This window comes from Kribbella sp. NPDC026611 (genome assembly GCF_040638345.1).
Lineage (GTDB): Bacteria > Actinomycetota > Actinomycetes > Propionibacteriales > Kribbellaceae > Kribbella.
In genome coordinates, this window is sequence record NZ_JBEZYC010000009.1 from 246047 (window position 1) to 261690 (window position 15644).

Sequence of the window (15644 nt, forward strand, 5' to 3'; positions counted from 1 at the left end):
GCCGAGACGGTCAGCTGTCAATCCGCCAAAGGCCACTGAGCGGCCGTGAGCGCTTTCTGGCCCCCCACCCGCGAGAGGGGACATGGCGACGAGGGAGAAAAGACGCCCTGACCCGAGTTTTGGGCGACTGGTGGCCATTTCTGCTTCCGCCGACCGGTACAATGGACCGTGTAGAGCGAGCCGCACCTCATCACCACTGTAGAGGGCGGCTCTACTGTGCCGCGATGCCTCGCGAAGGCGGGGTCCGAGGAGGACAACCACCGGTGACCGACGAGCCGACCGAGATCGACGCCAACCAGTCCGCCGACCCCATCGGCCCTAGCGACACCAGCGACACCGCCGTACCCGAGAGCCTCGAGCTGCCCGCGATGCTCGACGCCATCCCGTCGAACGTCGTCGACCGGGAGTACGACGCGAGCGCGATCCAGGTCCTGGAGGGTCTGGACGCGGTCCGCAAGCGTCCGGGGATGTACATCGGGTCCACCGGTGAGCGCGGCCTGCACCACCTGGTCACCGAGGTGGTCGACAACGCGGTGGACGAGGCGATGGCGGGCTTCGGCGACCGCATCGTGGTGACGCTGCTCGCCGACGGCGGGGTCCGGGTCGAGGACTTCGGCCGTGGCATCCCGGTCGACATCGTCGAGTCCGAGGGCAAGCCGGCGGTCACCGTCGTGCTGACCGTCCTGCACGCCGGCGGCAAGTTCGGCGGCGGCGGGTACAAGGTCTCCGGCGGTCTGCACGGCGTCGGTGTCTCGGTGGTGAACGCGCTGTCCAGCAGGCTCCAGGTCGACGTGCGCAAGAACGGCAAGCTCTACCTGCAGACGTTCACCCGCGGCAACCCGGACGCCGACCTGGCCGAGGTCGGTACCTCGGACCGGGATGGGACCACGATCACGTTCTGGGCCAGCCCGGACGTCTTCGAGACCACGACGTACTCGTACGAGACGCTGGCCACCCGCTTCCGTGAGTACGCGTTCCTGAACAAGGGCCTCGAGTTGGTGATCCGGGACGAGCGCCCGGACCACTTCGACGAGGACGGCAAGCCGCTGGAGCAGGCGTTCAAGTACGACGACGGCCTGGTCGACTACGTGAAGTACCTGACCGGTATCCGCGAGACCGTGCACCGCGACGTGATCTCGTTCGAGGCGGCCACCGCCGAGAACACCATGAGCCTCGAGGTCGCGCTGCAGTGGAGCGGCTCCTTCCAGGAGTCCGTGCACACCTTCGCGAACGCGATCAACACCCACGAGGGCGGCACCCACGAAGAGGGTTTCCGGGCCGCGCTCACCTCGCTGGTCAACGGCTTCGGCGAGGACCAGGGGATGATCAAGAAGAAGGAGGACCGGCTCACCGGTGACGACATCCGGGAGGGCCTGACGGCGATCATCTCGGTCAAGCTCGCCGAGCCGCAGTTCGAGGGCCAGACCAAGACCAAGCTCGGCAACACCGAGGTCAAGGGCTTCGTCCAGCGCGTCGTCAACGACAAGCTCGGTGCCTGGTTCGAGCAGAACCCGGCCGAGGGCCGCGAGATCATCCGCAAGGCGACCGCCGCGGCGAGTGCCCGGATCGCGGCCCGCAAGGCCCGCGACCTGGCCCGCAACCGCAAGGGCCTGCTCGGTGGCGGTGGCCTGCCGGGCAAGTTGGCCGACTGCCAGTCGACCAACCCGGAGGAGTGCGAGGTCTACATCGTCGAGGGTGACTCGGCGGGTGGCTCCGCGAAGGGCGGCCGGGACCCGAAGTTCCAGGCCATCCTTCCGATCCGCGGCAAGATCCTGAACGTCGAGAAAGCCCGGATCGACAAGGTCCTGCAGAACAACGAGGTGCAGGCGATCATCTCGGCGCTCGGCACCGGCATCCACGAGGACTTCGACGAGGACAAGCTGCGGTACCACAAGATCGTGCTGATGGCCGACGCCGACGTCGACGGCCAGCACATCCGGACCCTGCTGCTGACGCTGCTGTTCCGGTTCATGCGGCCGCTGATCGAGCGCGGCCACGTGTACGCCGCGCAGCCGCCGCTGTACAAGATCCGCTGGAGCAACCAGCCGCACGAGCTGGCCTACAACGACGCGGAGCGCGACGGCCTGCTCGAGGCCGGCGCCGAGGCAGGCAAGAAGCTGCCCAAGGAGAACCCGATCCAGCGCTACAAGGGTCTGGGTGAGATGAACGCGAACGAGCTGTGGGAGACCACGATGGACCCGGCCAACCGGGTGCTGCTGCAGATCACCCTTGACGACGCGGTGCGGGCCGACGAGACGTTCCAGACGCTGATGGGCGACGACATCGAGGCGCGGCGCGGGTTCATCCAGCGCAACGCCAAGGACGTCCGCTTCCTCGACATCTGATCCGCGCTGCTCACCGACGTACTGATCTGAACGGGACTTATTCATGACCGAGACCCCCACCGGCCACGACCGCGTCGAGCCGCTGGACCTGCAGACCGAGATGCAGCAGTCGTACCTCGACTACGCGATGGCGGTCATCGTCGGCCGCGCGCTGCCCGAGGTTCGCGACGGCCTGAAGCCGGTGCACCGCCGGATCCTCTACGCGATGTACGACGGCGGCTACCGGCCGGACCGCGGTTTCAACAAGTGCTCGCGCATCGTCGGTGACGTGATGGGTCAGTACCACCCGCACGGCGACTCGGCGATCTACGACACCCTGGTCCGGCTCGCGCAGCCGTGGGTGATGCGGGCGCCGCTGATCCAGGGCCAGGGCAACTTCGGTTCCCCGGGCAACGACCCGGCGGCCGCGATGCGGTACACCGAGTGCCGGATGGCGCCGCTGGCGATGGAGATGGTCCGCGACATCGACCAGGACACCGTCGACTTCCGGCCCAACTACGACGGCAAGTCGCAGGAGCCGGTGATCCTCCCGGCCCGCTTCCCGAACCTGCTGGTCAACGGCTCGTCCGGGATCGCGGTCGGGATGGCCACCCAGATCCCGCCGCACAACCTGCGCGAGGTCGCGGCCGCGGTCGACTGGGCGCTGGAGCACCCGGACGCGACGCCGGAGGAGCTGCTCGACGCCTGCCTGCAGTACATCAAGGGCCCGGACTTCCCGAACGGCGCGCTGATCGTCGGCTACAAGGGCATCGACGACGCGTACCGGACCGGCCGCGGCTCGGTCACCATGCGCGCGGTGGTCGACATCGAGGAGGACGCCAAGGGCCGGACCAGCTTGGTCGTCACCGAGCTGCCGTACATGGTGAACCCGGACAACCTGGCGCAGAAGATCGCCGAGCTGGTCAACACCGGCCGGGTCAACGGGATCGCCGACATCCGCGACGACAGCTCGTCCCGGACCGGTCAGCGGCTGGTGATCGTGCTGAAGCGGGACGCGCAGCCCCGCGTCGTCCTGAACAACCTCTACAAGCACACGCAGCTGCAGGACACCTTCGGCTGCAACATGCTGGCGCTCGTCGACGGCGTACCGCGCACGCTGAGCGTGAACCTGTTCATCAGCCACTGGATCGACCACCAGATCGAGGTCATCCAGCGGCGGACCCGGTTCCGCCTCCGCGAGGCCGAGAAGAACGCGCACATCTACCGCGGGTACGTGAAGGCGCTGGACGCCCTCGACGAGGTGATCGCGCTGATCCGGCGCAGCCCGGACGTGGACGAGGCGCGCACCGGCCTGATCCAGCTGCTCGACATCGACGAGATCCAGGCGCAGGCGATCCTGGACATGCAGCTGCGCCGGCTGGCCGCCCTGGAGCGGCAGAAGATCATCGAGCGGTTGCAGGAGCTCGAGGCGATCATCGCCGACCTCGAGGACATCCTGGCCAGCCCGGAGCGGCAGCGCACGATCGTCAAGGACGAGCTCTCCGAGATCGTCGACAAGTACGGCGACGAGCGGCGGACCGAGATCATCGCGGCTGACGGCGACCTGTCCGTGCAGGACCTGGTGCCGGACGAGGACGTCGTGGTGACGATCACCCGCGGCGGGTACGCGAAGCGGACCAAGACCGACCTGTACCGGACCCAGAACCGGGGCGGCAAGGGCGTGCGCGGTGCGCAGCTGCGGGCCGAGGACGAGATCAGCCACTTCTTCGCCACCACGAACCACCACTGGATGCTGTTCTTCACCACCAAGGGCCGGGTCTACCGGGCCAAGGTGTGGCAGCTGCCGGAGTCCGCGCGCGACGCCAAGGGCTCGCACGTGGCCGGCCTACTCTCGTTCCAGCCGGACGAGGAGATCGCGCAGGTGCTGACGCTGCGCGACTACGAGCAGTCGGACTACCTGGTGCTCGCGACCAAGAAGGGCCTGGTCAAGAAGACGGCCCTGCGCGACTACGACTCGGCGCGGCAGAGCGGCATCATCGCGGTCAACTTCCGCGAGGACGACGACGAACTGATCGGTGCCGACCTGGCCAGCGCCGAGGACGACCTGCTGCTGGTGTCCCGGAAGGGCCAGTCGATCCGCTTCACGGCGAACGACGAGCAGCTGCGGCCGATGGGCCGGGCGACGTCCGGTGTGACCGGGATGAAGTTCCGGTCCGGCGACGAGCTGCTGTCGATGTCCGTGATCCGAGTGGGCTCGGAGGAGGACACGCAGTACGTCTTCACCGTGACCGACGCCGGGTACGCCAAGCGGTCGCGCGTCTCGGAGTACCGCCAGCAGGGTCGTGGCGGGCTCGGGATCAAGGCGGTGAAGCTGAACGACGAGCGCGGTTCGCTGGTCGGGGCGATCATCGTGGTGGACGACGACCAGGTGCTGGCGATCAAGGCCAGTGGTCAGGTCGTCCGCAGCCGGGTGGACAGCGTGCCGGTCAAGGGCCGGGACACGATGGGCGTCCGGTTCGCCGGGGTGGGTGAGTCCGACGCGGTGGTCGCGATCGCCCGGAACACGGATCTCACCATCGCTCTGGAGGAGTCCGAGGGCGCCGAAGAGGGTACTGAGCCAGTTGGTGCCCAAAATGATGCCCAGAATGTGGACGAATCGACAACCGAATCCACCTCTGAGAGCGTCCAGAATGAAGAGGATCGTTCGACGGACGTGGACGGCGCGGCTACCGTCGAAGACGACGAAGCCGGCCAGGAGGGTGACTGATGACCAACCGCGCGAGGCCGACATGGCCTGAAGGTGCGGCCGACGGCTCCAAGTCCCAGCGCCCGGCGCCGGGTGGGACGCCATCAGCCGCCCCGGCCAACCCGGCCTCCAACGGTCGTTCCACCGCCGGCAGCGGCAACGGCCAGCAGAGGCCGCAGAGCGGCTCCGGGCAGCGTCCTTCGGAGTACCGTCCGCAGCGGCCGGCTCAGCCTGCGCCGCGGCCGGCCGGTGGTCAGCCGTCGTCCCGTACCGCTCCGCCTCCTCCGAGTACGCCGGGGCGGCCGGAGCCGTGGACTCCGAGCGGTTCTGCGCCGGCTGATTCGTCTGCTGGGCTGGCTGCGGCCGGAGCGGCGTACGGGGAGTCGACGTACGGCAGTGCTCCTGCGGCCAAGTCCGAGTCTTTCGGTGACCGGGTGAGTGCGGCGCGTCAGGCCGTGATCGACAAGGCCGCGGCGGTGAAGGCCGACCGGGCCGACCGCGAAGAGATCCGGATGGGTCGGCTGGCCGAGAAGGACGCCAAGGCGTCGTCCCGGCACCAGACCCGCAAGGCGCGGCTGCGGATGTCCCGGATCGACCCGTGGTCGGTGATGAAGACGGCGTTCCTGCTGTCGATCGCGTTCGGGATCGTGACCTGGGTGGCTGTGTTCATCATCTGGTCCGCGATCGGGGCGGCCGGGGTGTTCGACAACATCAACAGCACCGTGCAGGAGGTGCTGGGGACGCCCACCGCCGAGCCGTTCCGGGTGGAGAACTACATCAACACCGGGAAGGTGATGGGCTTCACCACGCTGCTCGCGTGTGCGGACGTGCTCATCATCACCGCGCTCGCCACGCTCGGATCGTTCCTGTACAACATCGCCGCCACGCTGCTCGGCGGCCTCGAAGTGACGCTGGCGTCGGAGGACTGATCCGGCCGGCCGGGTCCGCGTCGGGCCCGGCCGCAACCGGTTTGGGAGTAGGGCACTTGGTGCGGTAATCTCTCCCGGGTTCGAAACTTCGACACCGCGGTTCCGCGGGCCTATAGCTCAGACGGTTAGAGCGCTGCCCTGATAAGGCAGAGGTCACTGGTTCAAGTCCAGTTAGGCCCACTTCTACTTCGCGTGACCGATCCCGAGGGAGTCCCAGTGCTGAGAAAGATCCTGCTGGTGCTGCTGGCCGGCATCGGTGGATACTTCGCCTACAAGAAGACCCAGCAGGCCCGCGCCGACAAGGACCTCTGGGCCGAAGCAGTAGACCCGGTCACCCCAGGCCGCTGACCCACCCGGGGGCGTAGCTCAACTGGCAGAGCACTGCCTTTGCAAGGCAGGGGTTAGGGGTTCAAGTCCCCTCGTCTCCACCATCAGTCCATGCAGGTCAGAGCGCGATTCGCCGCGCGCCCGCCGTTCTCCCTAGCTTCGTTGAGGGTCTGTGTGCCCTCCGCGTGCCCCAACGCGTCCTTGTCGACCTGGAGGCGAACCTCCCGCAGCCGGGCACTGAGCCGGTCGGCGATGTGCCGCGAACGACCCTTAGACGCGTGTGCCCCGGAGGTCGCGGAAGTGCACCGGACGCACGCCGGAGGTCAGATCACCGAGGAACTGCGTGCGCTCGCGCTCGACCAGGTCGACGAGGTCCCGACGACTATGTCCGCGATCACCAGTCCCCACGAGTTCCTGAGCGCATGCGCCAAGATCTCCGCGGAGCTAGCTCGCCAGGTCGAGGCCGCTCTCCAAACCGCCGAGATCAAGGCCGTTCGAGAGCGCTACCCCTACACCCGGTGTAGACGCATTCCTGTCAGCCTGCCGCGCCACTGGTCGGCAGCTCGCGACCGTCAGTAACAACACTGAAGCATTGGTCGGCGCCTGCCTCGACCGCGTCGGCCTCGTCCAGCACATCGAGGCCCGCGACCCATCCACCCCGGTCTCATGCAGCCCAGCCCGCATCTGATCAAGCGAGCCGCCCAGGCTCGGCTACGACGAGCGCCGGGACACGAGATAACCCCTGGCGTTCGGCCCAGCCAACCAGCCTCGATGCGCTGCTCAGCGGGCGGAGTATGGGGACCGGGTCTAGACATGGTCTCGCCAGGGGTACCAACACGCAGATTACCTCCAGAGCGGCAGTCGCGGCTGCGGGCGGCGCTGGGGCACCGTCCTCGCCGGAGCCCATCAGCAGGACGCTTCCCGACCCCCGCGATCGGAACTGGCACGGGCGGGCCGTCCTGGGTCCGACCGTGCCGCCTGGCTGATCGACCGTACGGGCACCACGACACGCATGAAGAGCGCGTACGGCGTCCCTACGGGATCGGCAAGCCGACTCTTGCTCCGCCGCCGCGCTGACCTGGGTTTGGCCGCTGTCAGTGGGACGGGACCAGAATGGTCGCATGCTGCTCATTTGAAGGGGGATTGTCGATCATGGCGCACGAGGTGCTGAACGGCCCCGGGAGCTCGCCGGACGAGTGTGAGCGACCCGCGAGTTTCCAACTTGGAAACAAGGAAGGGTGGGACACGGCTCACGTCATCCGGATGCGGTGTCCCGAATGTCGCCTGACCACCCGGATGGAGCCCATGGATCACCCCGGTCAGGACTACGCGGTTGAGCTCCGGGACGGAACCAAGGTGGGGTTGGGGGTCCGTCACTGCCCGAACGAGGCGTGCGCGCAGCTGATCTTCGTGACTTACAACCGTCAGGAGTCGGAACACTCACTCCTCTTCACTGCACCCGCCGAGACCCTGGACTTCGACACAACCGATCTGCCGACAGCAGTCGAGGCTGCCATGTCCGAAGCGGCGGTCTGTTTCTCCAACGGCTGTTACACGGCCGCAGCGATCATGATTCGGAAGACGCTTGAGCAGGTCTGCCACGATCAGCAGATAACCGGCGGCACCCTCAAAACGCGGATCGAGGCGCTTCGGGAAAAGGTGATCTTGCCACCGGACCTGATGGCTGGGTTAGACGCACTTCGGTTACTCGGAAACGATGCCGCTCACATCGAGTCTCAAACCTTCAGCCAGGTCGGGCGAACCGAGGTGCAGGTGTCGTTCGACGTAGTCAAGGAGATCCTCAAGGGTGTGTATCAGTACAGCGCCTTGATCGCCAGCCTGAACAACCTGAAGAAGGGTCAGCCGTGATTTGGCGGCGGCGTGCCCTCCGCGTGCCAGTGGGCTCGACCGGTCACTCAAGGGGTGGAAGCGGTCGAGCCGAAACTCAGCGATCCGACGCTCAAGCCAGCGGGAGTGCCACAACTGCCTTTGCAAGGCAGGGGTTTGGGGTTCAAGTCCCCTCGTCTCCACAGATTTCCCCTCACGCAGCACTACGAGCGCCTCCTCCGTCTTGGCGCCAGGCGGTTGTTCGTGGGCGGGGGTTCAGGAGAGGCAGAAGGGGTGGCCGTGGGGGTCGAGCATTACCCGGACGCCTTGCTGCGGCTGGTGTTCTGCTTGGGTTGCGCCTGATTGGATGGCCCAGGCGACTGCGGCGTCCAGGTCGTCGACGGCGATGTCGAGGTGCATGGTTGCGGTCTGCTCGCCCGGCCGGCTCGGCCATACCGGTCGTTTGTACGCACGGTCCTCTTCGATGTTGATCGTTGGTCCCGGCTCGTCCTCGGGTGGGTGCAGCTGCGCCCAGCCTCCCTTCGGGCCGACGTGGGCGATCGGCCAGCCCAGCAACCGGTGGTAGAAATCCGCCAACTCACGCGTTCGGCCCGGCGCCGAGGTAATCGTCACCGCGCCGACCTGTAGGCGAGGTCGTCCCATCGACTCAGATCCCTTCATCAAGGTCATTGCATCTTCAGTCAGGCGAGGGGTTTGACGAATCGGCGGCAGGAGTGGACTCGGGTGAACTGCCGGCGTACGTCGTCCTCGTGGTCGACCGTTCCGTGGAAGAAGCCGGTCCGCGGCCTCAAGTTGAGGGGCGAGTTGAAGGCTAGCGCGGCCTCTCCAGGGGTGGATGCGTAGACGTGGAGGTAGCGGAACTCTTGGGTGAAGCCCTGGGATTCGTACCAGGCGAGGGTTGGCTTGTCGTCTCGGGTCCAGGCGTCGAGCTGGGTGGCTCCCTGGCTTTGTAGGCGGGTGCAGATCTCGGTGACGAGCCGGCGGCCGATGCCCAGGCGGCGGTGGTCGGGGTGGATCGCGATGGTTTCGATCGTTGCCTCGGTGCCGGTCAGGCTCGCGTCCAGCAGGCCGATGACCTGGTCGTCGGCGACAGCAACCAGTTCGAGGCCGGGTGCACGGCTTGGTTTGGCTGTGACCACGTCGTCGTAGTAGTTCGTGTCGAGGAACGCGAGGACGCGGCACCGCAACCAACTCGTCTCATCCGCCGGGACGTAGTCGCGCACGATCCAGTCCGTCATGCCGACCATCTTCCCCAGCCAAGCGGCTAGAACGTGATTCCAGGGGCGGGTTCCATGCACGGTGTCGATGGTGCGTCTGGATCCTCATGGTCGATCTCGTACTGGCATTCGCTGCAGCCTTCGTCAGGGAGGTGCTCTCGCCAGTCGTGGGTGCAGGCGGGGCAGGCTCCGTAGTACGCGTAGCGCTTGCGGTGGGCGCGGTAGTCGCGCCACCGTGCGCCCATCCAGTCGACTGCCTTCACCCGATCAGCCAACCACAGCCTGTGGTGAAGTCTGTGGATAGATTGGCGTCGGTCACCTCAGGGGGTCGTTGCCCTGGTTACGTGGCGGAAGCGGTGGACTTCTTGGGGCCAGCCGCAGGCGGTGGCTACCTTTGCGGCCCAGTGGCGGGCGGAGGCTTCGTCGGGGACGGTGATGAGGGCGAAGCCGCCCAGGTGTTCCTTGGACTCCACGTAGGGGCCGTCGGTGAAGAGCGGCTCGCCGGTGGTGGGGGTGACGCTGAAGACGGGGGCGGTTTCGTCGAGGCCGCCGGTGTAGATGAGTACGCCGGCGGACTCCATCTCGGCTCGCAGCGCGCGAACCTCGCGGGACGCCCGCTCGAAGTCCGTGAGTTCGCTGACCCACTCGTTGTTGAACGCGATCAGGTACTCGGGCATGTCGACTCCTTCGCTCGGTGCATTCTCACCACCTCTACGAACAGGATCTCCCCAATCCGACAGCTACTGTGACGCGGTGGAGATTGCGGCGGCGGTTCGAGGGCTGCGGGTCGACGGACGGCCGGTGCTGGTCGGCGTGGAGGGGTACGGCGGCTCCGGCAAGTCGACGTTCGCGGCCAAGCTGGCCGAAGCACTCGGTGACGCGTACGTCGTCGGGATCGACGACTTCATCGTCAAGGACCGGCTGGCTGACACGCCGTGGGACGAGGGCGCCTTCGACCACGCGCGCCTCGAGCGGCAAGTGCTTGCGCCGGCGCGGGCGGGCCAGACCGTCGCCTACCAGAAGCTCATCTGGGAGACGGACGAGCTCGGCGCGCCCGTCACCGTTCCCCCGATCGGGTTCCTGATCGTCGAGGGGATCTCGGCGTACCTCCCGAGCCTCGCGAAGTACTACGACTACAAGATCTGGGTCGACACCCCGATCGAGATCGCAAGCGCCCGCGGCCGCGCACGCGACGGCTCCAACGAGAACGCCGCACACTGGGACCGCTGGGCCACGTTCGACCTCGCGTACCAAACGAAGTACCACCCGGAAAAGACCGCCGACGCGGTAGCCAACGGCCTACTCGCCGACTGACCTGTCGACCGCCTCGCGAAGCAAATCCGCGTGCCCGACGTACTAGTCGGCCTACACCTCGGCCGATGCCATGGGCAAGCGCAGATCGACGACGTCAGAGCAGGGCGGCGATCAGTGCGTCGCCGACGAAGTCGCCGTACCGGTGGATCGGCCAGCCGGACTTGACCACCAGAAGCTCGTAGAGCTCGCTGGAGCTGTACGTCCACAACACATCGGCCGCATGCGCGACCGTCACGCCGTCGCGCAGCCAACCCCGCTCCCCCAATCGGCGGGCGTTGACCCCCATCCGCTCGCGGCGCTCGTCTTCGGCGTCCTGTAGCAACTGAGCCATCTCCGCATCGCTCGTCGCCGCAGCCCGCACGAGCAGCATGATCGGCGCGACGATCGGCGCAACCTCGGTCACGAACCCGCCCCAGCCGCGCAGCACCCGCACCGGGTCGGACTCGCTCGAGCTCAGCTCGTCGGACCGCTGCACCGCCGACACCGGCCCTCGTCCGTCCAGCGCGCTCTGCCACAACGCCCGTACGACGCCGGCCTTGCCGCCGAACGCCTTGTACACGGTCTCGGCGGAGCACCCGACCTGTCGGGCGATGCGCGCCACCGTGGTCGCGGCGTACCCGGACTCGATGAACTGTTCGCGGGCCGCGGCCAGGATCGCCTCCTGCGTGCGCTGCGCCTGCTCGCGGCGCGACCGTGCGTCGTACCGTCGCGCGGTATTGACCCGACCCATATTCGGCTCCATAGTGCTGTATTGAATACATATTACTGTACCGAAATTTTGCGGGAGGTGCAGCCGATGAGCGAGATCATCGATCGGCTGGTCACGACGACCAACGCGCACGACCTGGACGGTCTCGTCGCCTGCTTCGCCGGCGACTACGTCAACACGACCCCGGCGCATCCGTCCCGTGGCTTCACCGGCCGCGAGCAGGTACGGCGGAACTGGACCGCCATCTTCGCCGCGGTCCCCGACCTCACCGCGCGAGTGACGGCCCGTGCGGTGTCCGGCGCCGAGACCTGGACCGAATGGGAAATGATGGGCACCCGCCGCGACGGGGCTCGGCACGCGATGGCCGGCGTCATCGTCTTCACGATCCGCGAGCAGCAGATCGCCGCCGGACGCTTCTACCTCGAACCCGTCGAATACGCCGGCGATGCCAACGCGGCGATCCAACAGCAGTTCGGCGACGCCGGCGACGACCGGAGCATCAGAGGTACGTCGTGATCCTCGTCGCCGGCGGTACCGGGACCCTCGGACGCGAGCTCGTCTCCCGCCTGCGCGCGGCCAAGCACTCCGTGCGTGTCCTCACCCGGGACCCGGCGCGGGCGGCGGGACTCGACGCGGAGGTCGTCGTTGGCGATGTGCGTGACCCGTCGAACCTCGCGGCGGCGTGCGTCGGGTGCTCCGCCGTCGTCTCCGCAGTCCACGGCTTCCTCGACGGACGCAACGGTCCGTCGCGAATCGACGACCAGGGCAACGCACACTTAGTGCAGGCGGCCCGCGGTGTGGAGACCTTCGTCCTGCTCTCGGTGTACGGCGCTCGCGCGGACCACCCGCTCGAGTTGCATCGCGCGAAGTATGCGGCCGAGCAGCACGTCCGCGCGGCCGGCATCCCGTGGACGATCCTGCGGCCCACCGCCTATCTGGAGACCTGGACCGGAATCATCGGCGCCAAGCTCGACGCCGGCGGGCCGGCCCTCGTCTTCGGTCGCGGCGAGAACCCGATCAACTTCGTATCGGTGCACGACGTGGCCGCCGTGGTGGAGTGCGCGCTGACCGACACCACGCTCCGCGGCCGGACCATCGACGTACCCGGACCGGAGAACCTGACGCTGACCGAGCTCGCGACCAGCCTTGGCGCCACCAAGATCAGACACATCCCACGCGCCGCACTCGCGGTCCTGTCCCGGATCGGCCCGCCCGCCTTCGCTCGCCAGGCCGCCACGGCCCTGTTCCTCGACAGTCAACCGCAGACCGCCGACAATTCTGGGCATGTACGTCCGTTACCAGAGTCCGGTTCCTGATCGGCGGGGGCGACGGGTCGGGGTCTTTGGGTTGGTGAATTCGCTCGGGGCGCGCGGGATGCTGACGGACGAGGAGGAGCACTTCCGGCGTACGACGAACGCCTGGTACGACGCGACGTACACGAACCCGTCCGACGTCGACCCGAGCGTGTACGAGCACGTGCTCGCGGCGGCGTGGTTCGCACCGACCGCGAAGCACCTGTTCGAGCCGATCCCCGGCTACCTGGAGATCCTTGCCGCCCACAACCTTCCGTGCCAGCGCTTCGAATCGGCGGATCCCGGCCGGGTTCTCTACGAGGACGAGCACCAGATAGTCGTGATCCCACACCCCACAACCGACAAGCCAACAAGCTCGATGTGGCTACCACCCCGTTGACTGTTCCACGTGGAACAGTCAACGGCGGACGGTGCCGTCGATGAGTTCGCGGACGATGTCGGCATGGCCGGCGTGGTGGGAGGTCTCGGCAACCATCCTGATCAGGAGCACGCCGAGCGTGGTCTCGCCGTTCGCCCAGTGGCTGACGTGACCCGGGGTGTCGAGGTCGAGTTGGTTGATTGTGGCGTCGGAGTGGGCGCAGGCTTCGCGGTAGACGCTGGTGATGTAGTCCGTGGACTCGTCGGGTGTGGCCCACAGGTCGATCTCGTCGTACGGGTCGTCGCGGAACCAGGTCGGCGGACTGACGGGTGGGCGGGCGAAGGCGGTGCCGAGGTAGCCGTACTCGAGGCCGGCCAGGTGTTTGACCAGGCCGAGGAGGTTGGTGCCGCTCGGCACCAGTGGGCGGCGGCGGTCGTACTCGGAGAGGCCGTCGAGCGTCGCGAGCAGGCTGGCTCGGCTGGTCTGCAAAGCCTTCAGGAGTTCGGCCTTGAGATCGGTCATCTGACAGACGGTACTGCGGGACCACCGACAGTTCGGTGGTCCCGCAGCGGCCGTCAGTGTGGGAGGGAGGTGAACCAGGTGAGGATTTGGGGGTAAGCCAGTTCGGCTGTGTGGTTGTGGTCGGTGGGGCCGACGTTGGTGATGGTGGGGTGGGCGCCGCGGTGGGTGAGCTTGGTTTGGCAGGTCTGGGCGTTGGTGGCGGGGACGTCGTGGTCCGCCGAGCCGGTGAAGAAGTGGATGGGGGCTTGTGGCGTCCAGTTCGTACAGATGGTGTCGGCGGCGCGCAGGCGCTCGCCGAGGGCGCCGGTCGGGTGCGTCAGGCTCTGGAGGAACTCGGGGCGGACCAGTTGGTCCGGGCTGGTCGGCAGCGCGGCCGCGATCTCCTGGATCGGGTGGGTGCCGTCGAACAGCGAGTCCACGACCTGGTCGTACGGCGGCAGGAACACCTCGGACGGGTCGTCGTACAGGTGGATCAGCCGGCTCCACGAGGTGAGGAAGTAGCCGAGGTACAGCGTGGCGACGAACGGGCTGACCTGACCGTCGACGAGTGCCGGTAGTTCGACGCCGACGAGGTCGTACGGTCCGGCGACCGGCGCCATCGCGCGTAGGCGGAAGCCTGGGACCTCGCCGCGCTGGAGTGCGCGGCCGAGGCTGAGCGTGATCCGGCCGCCCTCGGAGAAGCCGGTCACGAGTACCTCGGGTCGGAGCGCCCGGCCGAGGGCCGCGCTGAGCTCGCGGGCCGCGATCAGCTGGTCGGCGGAAGCGCTGGTCTCGGAGGCGGTGTCGCCGTACGGGTGCCGGCCGGGGCCGACGCCGAGACCTAGCAGGTCAGGGGCCGCTACTGCGAAGCCGGCGCCCGCGAACATCAGGCTGCGGACCCGGTCCGGGCTGGTCGGTGCGACCGATGCGGTGGTGTTCTTGGTGGCATTCGTGCCGTGCAGGAACGTCACCAGCTCAAGGCGGCTCGTACGACGCGGGAACGCGACCAGGCCGCTAGCGGTCGTCGGTCCGCCCTGCGGGGTGATGGTTCTGTACACGACGCGATAGGCATCGATGCCGTACTTCGCCGGCGGTGGGCGCATGCCCGTCGAGTTCAGGTACTGCGTCAGCTCGCCGGCCGTCAGGTGCTCGATCGGTACGACCGACACCAGCGAGCCGCGCTGTTGAAACGTCACACGGCGACCGACGGGCGTCGGCTCGACAGCGGACGCGACGAGCGGCGAGATCGAACCGGCCGCGAGGACGGAGACACACGCTCCGGCGGCCGCGAGTTTGAAAAGTTTCATACCGCAAGCCAAGCGCCCGTCCTCGTGGGCGACGATGGCTCTGCACCCACTGCGCGAGTGGGTCTACCTCTCCTAAAGGCAGAACGGGTGCCCGGCGGGGTCGGCGTACACGTGGTGGTTCGAGCCGGTGGTCTGCAGCGGCTGAGCGCCGCTGGCGACGGCATGCGATCTCCCGGCCGGCACGTCGGTGGTGAACAGGTCCAGGTGCACTTGCTGTGGATAAGCCGGGTCGGGCCAGCGCGGGGGCTCGGAGGTACTGCGTTGGAACGCGACCGCCGGCGAGCCGGTCAGCACGACGCGGTCCGGGGTGTCGAGCTCGCGGTCCGGCAGGTCGAGGAGTCGGCTGTAGAAGGCGGCGAGTGCCTGCGGGTCCGCGCAGTCGATCACTACGCGCGTGACCCGGGCGCGGTCCGTTGGCTCCTCGTAGAGGCAGAACGGGTGGCCGATCGGGTCGGCGTACACACGGTGGTCGCCGTAGTCGTGGAGCAGGGCGGCATCGTCGGGAGCCGCGGTCAGGTCGGGTACGGCGATGTCGAGGTGCAGCTGCTGCGGATGAGCAGGGTCGGGCCAGCGTGGTGGGTCGTAGTCGATCGGGCCATCGCCGAAGGCCAGGCGGAGGGCTGACGGGTCGTCGGGATCACCGACGACGATCCAGTCCTCGCGGATGATCTGCAGCCCGAGCAGGCGGGCGTAGAACATCGCCGCCGGGCGGGCACCCTCGGCGTACGTCTCGGGAGTGTTGCCCGGGCACGCGAACACGATGTTCCGGATCTGCAGGCTCATGCCGACC

The 15644-nt window shown here is 67.6% G+C and carries 17 protein-coding genes and 3 tRNA genes; 13 read left to right on the top strand and 7 right to left on the bottom strand.

Going from position 1 to position 15644, the window contains the following annotated elements:
* Nucleotides 1-368: 368 nt before the first annotated feature.
* The 9 genes from gyrB (at nucleotide 369) to AB0E69_RS32560 (ending at nucleotide 8317) form a co-directional block, all read left to right on the top strand.
* Nucleotides 369-2345, top strand: coding sequence for a DNA topoisomerase (ATP-hydrolyzing) subunit B (gyrB, locus tag AB0E69_RS32520; protein WP_360155309.1), 1977 nt, complete (start codon nucleotides 369-371; stop codon nucleotides 2343-2345).
* 43 nt (nucleotides 2346-2388) lie between these two features.
* Nucleotides 2389-5052, top strand: a complete 2664-nt coding sequence (gene gyrA, locus AB0E69_RS32525; protein WP_360154931.1) for a DNA gyrase subunit A — start codon at nucleotides 2389-2391, stop codon at nucleotides 5050-5052.
* The gene (locus AB0E69_RS32530) at nucleotides 5052-5960 is read left to right on the top strand and encodes a DUF3566 domain-containing protein (protein ID WP_360154934.1); all 909 of its coding nucleotides are present in this window, start codon (nucleotides 5052-5054) and stop codon (nucleotides 5958-5960) included. Before gyrA ends, AB0E69_RS32530 begins: the two co-directional genes overlap by 1 nt.
* Before the next feature lie 106 nt (nucleotides 5961-6066).
* Nucleotides 6067-6140, top strand: a tRNA-Ile gene (locus tag AB0E69_RS32535).
* A 39-nt stretch (nucleotides 6141-6179) separates the two neighbouring features.
* Nucleotides 6180-6308, top strand: coding sequence for a DLW-39 family protein (locus AB0E69_RS32540; protein ID WP_360155312.1), 129 nt, complete (start codon nucleotides 6180-6182; stop codon nucleotides 6306-6308).
* A 7-nt stretch (nucleotides 6309-6315) separates the two neighbouring features.
* Nucleotides 6316-6391, top strand: a tRNA-Ala gene (locus tag AB0E69_RS32545).
* A 196-nt stretch (nucleotides 6392-6587) separates the two neighbouring features.
* On the top strand, nucleotides 6588-6866 hold the full coding sequence (locus AB0E69_RS32550) for a hypothetical protein (RefSeq protein WP_360154937.1): 279 nt from the start codon (nucleotides 6588-6590) through the stop codon (nucleotides 6864-6866).
* A 573-nt stretch (nucleotides 6867-7439) separates the two neighbouring features.
* Nucleotides 7440-8156 carry a DUF4145 domain-containing protein gene (locus AB0E69_RS32555; protein ID WP_360154940.1) on the top strand — a complete coding sequence of 239 codons (717 nt, stop codon included), beginning with the start codon at nucleotides 7440-7442 and terminating at the stop codon, nucleotides 8154-8156.
* A gap of 102 nt (nucleotides 8157-8258) precedes the next feature.
* Nucleotides 8259-8317, top strand: a tRNA-Leu gene (locus AB0E69_RS32560).
* A 73-nt stretch (nucleotides 8318-8390) separates the two neighbouring features.
* Here the strand turns inward: AB0E69_RS32560 and AB0E69_RS32565 are convergent.
* The 3 genes from AB0E69_RS32565 to AB0E69_RS32575 form a co-directional block, all read right to left on the bottom strand.
* Entirely contained in the window at nucleotides 8391-8777 is a 387-nt protein-coding gene (locus AB0E69_RS32565; RefSeq protein WP_360154943.1) for a VOC family protein, read from the bottom strand.
* A 38-nt stretch (nucleotides 8778-8815) separates the two neighbouring features.
* Entirely contained in the window at nucleotides 8816-9373 is a 558-nt protein-coding gene (locus tag AB0E69_RS32570; RefSeq protein ID WP_360154946.1) for a GNAT family N-acetyltransferase, read from the bottom strand.
* 299 nt (nucleotides 9374-9672) lie between these two features.
* The gene (locus AB0E69_RS32575) at nucleotides 9673-10029 is read right to left on the bottom strand and encodes a YciI family protein (protein ID WP_360154949.1); all 357 of its coding nucleotides are present in this window, start codon (nucleotides 10027-10029) and stop codon (nucleotides 9673-9675) included.
* A gap of 76 nt (nucleotides 10030-10105) precedes the next feature.
* On the opposite strand from AB0E69_RS32575, the gene AB0E69_RS32580 reads away from it, so the two are divergent.
* Complete coding sequence (locus tag AB0E69_RS32580) at nucleotides 10106-10666, top strand: hypothetical protein (RefSeq protein WP_360154952.1); 561 nt, start codon at nucleotides 10106-10108, stop codon at nucleotides 10664-10666.
* Between the two features lie 94 nt (nucleotides 10667-10760).
* Here the strand turns inward: AB0E69_RS32580 and AB0E69_RS32585 are convergent, their stop codons facing one another.
* Nucleotides 10761-11396 carry a helix-turn-helix domain-containing protein gene (locus tag AB0E69_RS32585; protein ID WP_360154955.1) on the bottom strand — a complete coding sequence of 212 codons (636 nt, stop codon included), beginning with the start codon at nucleotides 11394-11396 and terminating at the stop codon, nucleotides 10761-10763.
* A 66-nt stretch (nucleotides 11397-11462) separates the two neighbouring features.
* On the opposite strand from AB0E69_RS32585, the gene AB0E69_RS32590 reads away from it, so the two are divergent.
* From AB0E69_RS32590 to AB0E69_RS32600, 3 genes are read left to right on the top strand one after another with little or no spacing between them, the layout of a single operon-like run.
* The gene (locus AB0E69_RS32590) at nucleotides 11463-11891 is read left to right on the top strand and encodes a nuclear transport factor 2 family protein (RefSeq protein WP_360154958.1); all 429 of its coding nucleotides are present in this window, start codon (nucleotides 11463-11465) and stop codon (nucleotides 11889-11891) included.
* Entirely contained in the window at nucleotides 11888-12691 is an 804-nt protein-coding gene (locus AB0E69_RS32595; protein WP_360154961.1) for an SDR family oxidoreductase, read from the top strand. Before AB0E69_RS32590 ends, AB0E69_RS32595 begins: the two co-directional genes overlap by 4 nt.
* 34 nt (nucleotides 12692-12725) lie before the next feature.
* A complete protein-coding gene (locus AB0E69_RS32600) occupies nucleotides 12726-13067 on the top strand; it encodes a hypothetical protein (RefSeq protein ID WP_360154964.1) in 342 nt (113 codons plus the stop codon).
* An 18-nt stretch (nucleotides 13068-13085) separates the two neighbouring features.
* Here AB0E69_RS32600 and AB0E69_RS32605 read toward each other — a convergent pair whose 3' ends face one another.
* The 3 genes from AB0E69_RS32605 to AB0E69_RS32615 form a co-directional block, all read right to left on the bottom strand.
* Nucleotides 13086-13568, bottom strand: a complete 483-nt coding sequence (locus AB0E69_RS32605) for a DinB family protein (protein ID WP_360154967.1) — start codon at nucleotides 13566-13568, stop codon at nucleotides 13086-13088.
* Nucleotides 13569-13621: 53 nt separating this feature from the next.
* Complete coding sequence (locus AB0E69_RS32610; RefSeq protein WP_360154970.1) at nucleotides 13622-14854, bottom strand: hypothetical protein; 1233 nt, start codon at nucleotides 14852-14854, stop codon at nucleotides 13622-13624.
* A 72-nt stretch (nucleotides 14855-14926) separates the two neighbouring features.
* Nucleotides 14927-15637: a VOC family protein gene (locus tag AB0E69_RS32615; RefSeq protein WP_360154973.1), complete on the bottom strand. Its 711-nt coding sequence runs from the start codon at nucleotides 15635-15637 to the stop codon at nucleotides 14927-14929.
* Nucleotides 15638-15644: the final 7 nt, after the last annotated feature.

What these genes read in the sequence shown, in the direction of transcription:
- gyrB (WP_360155309.1), top strand. Translation starts at nt 369, where the DNA reads ATGCTCGACGCCATCCCGTCGAACGTCGTCGACCGGGAGTACGACGCG.
- gyrA (WP_360154931.1), top strand. Translation starts at nt 2,389, where the DNA reads ATGACCGAGACCCCCACCGGCCACGACCGCGTCGAGCCGCTGGACCTG.
- AB0E69_RS32530 (WP_360154934.1), top strand. Translation starts at nt 5,052, where the DNA reads ATGACCAACCGCGCGAGGCCGACATGGCCTGAAGGTGCGGCCGACGGC.
- AB0E69_RS32555 (WP_360154940.1), top strand. Translation starts at nt 7,440, where the DNA reads ATGGCGCACGAGGTGCTGAACGGCCCCGGGAGCTCGCCGGACGAGTGT.
- AB0E69_RS32565 (WP_360154943.1), bottom strand. Translation starts at nt 8,777, where the DNA reads ATGGGACGACCTCGCCTACAGGTCGGCGCGGTGACGATTACCTCGGCG.
- AB0E69_RS32570 (WP_360154946.1), bottom strand. Translation starts at nt 9,373, where the DNA reads ATGACGGACTGGATCGTGCGCGACTACGTCCCGGCGGATGAGACGAGT.
- AB0E69_RS32575 (WP_360154949.1), bottom strand. Translation starts at nt 10,029, where the DNA reads ATGCCCGAGTACCTGATCGCGTTCAACAACGAGTGGGTCAGCGAACTC.
- AB0E69_RS32585 (WP_360154955.1), bottom strand. Translation starts at nt 11,396, where the DNA reads ATGGGTCGGGTCAATACCGCGCGACGGTACGACGCACGGTCGCGCCGC.
- AB0E69_RS32590 (WP_360154958.1), top strand. Translation starts at nt 11,463, where the DNA reads ATGAGCGAGATCATCGATCGGCTGGTCACGACGACCAACGCGCACGAC.
- AB0E69_RS32605 (WP_360154967.1), bottom strand. Translation starts at nt 13,568, where the DNA reads ATGACCGATCTCAAGGCCGAACTCCTGAAGGCTTTGCAGACCAGCCGA.
- AB0E69_RS32610 (WP_360154970.1), bottom strand. Translation starts at nt 14,854, where the DNA reads ATGAAACTTTTCAAACTCGCGGCCGCCGGAGCGTGTGTCTCCGTCCTC.
- AB0E69_RS32615 (WP_360154973.1), bottom strand. Translation starts at nt 15,637, where the DNA reads ATGAGCCTGCAGATCCGGAACATCGTGTTCGCGTGCCCGGGCAACACT.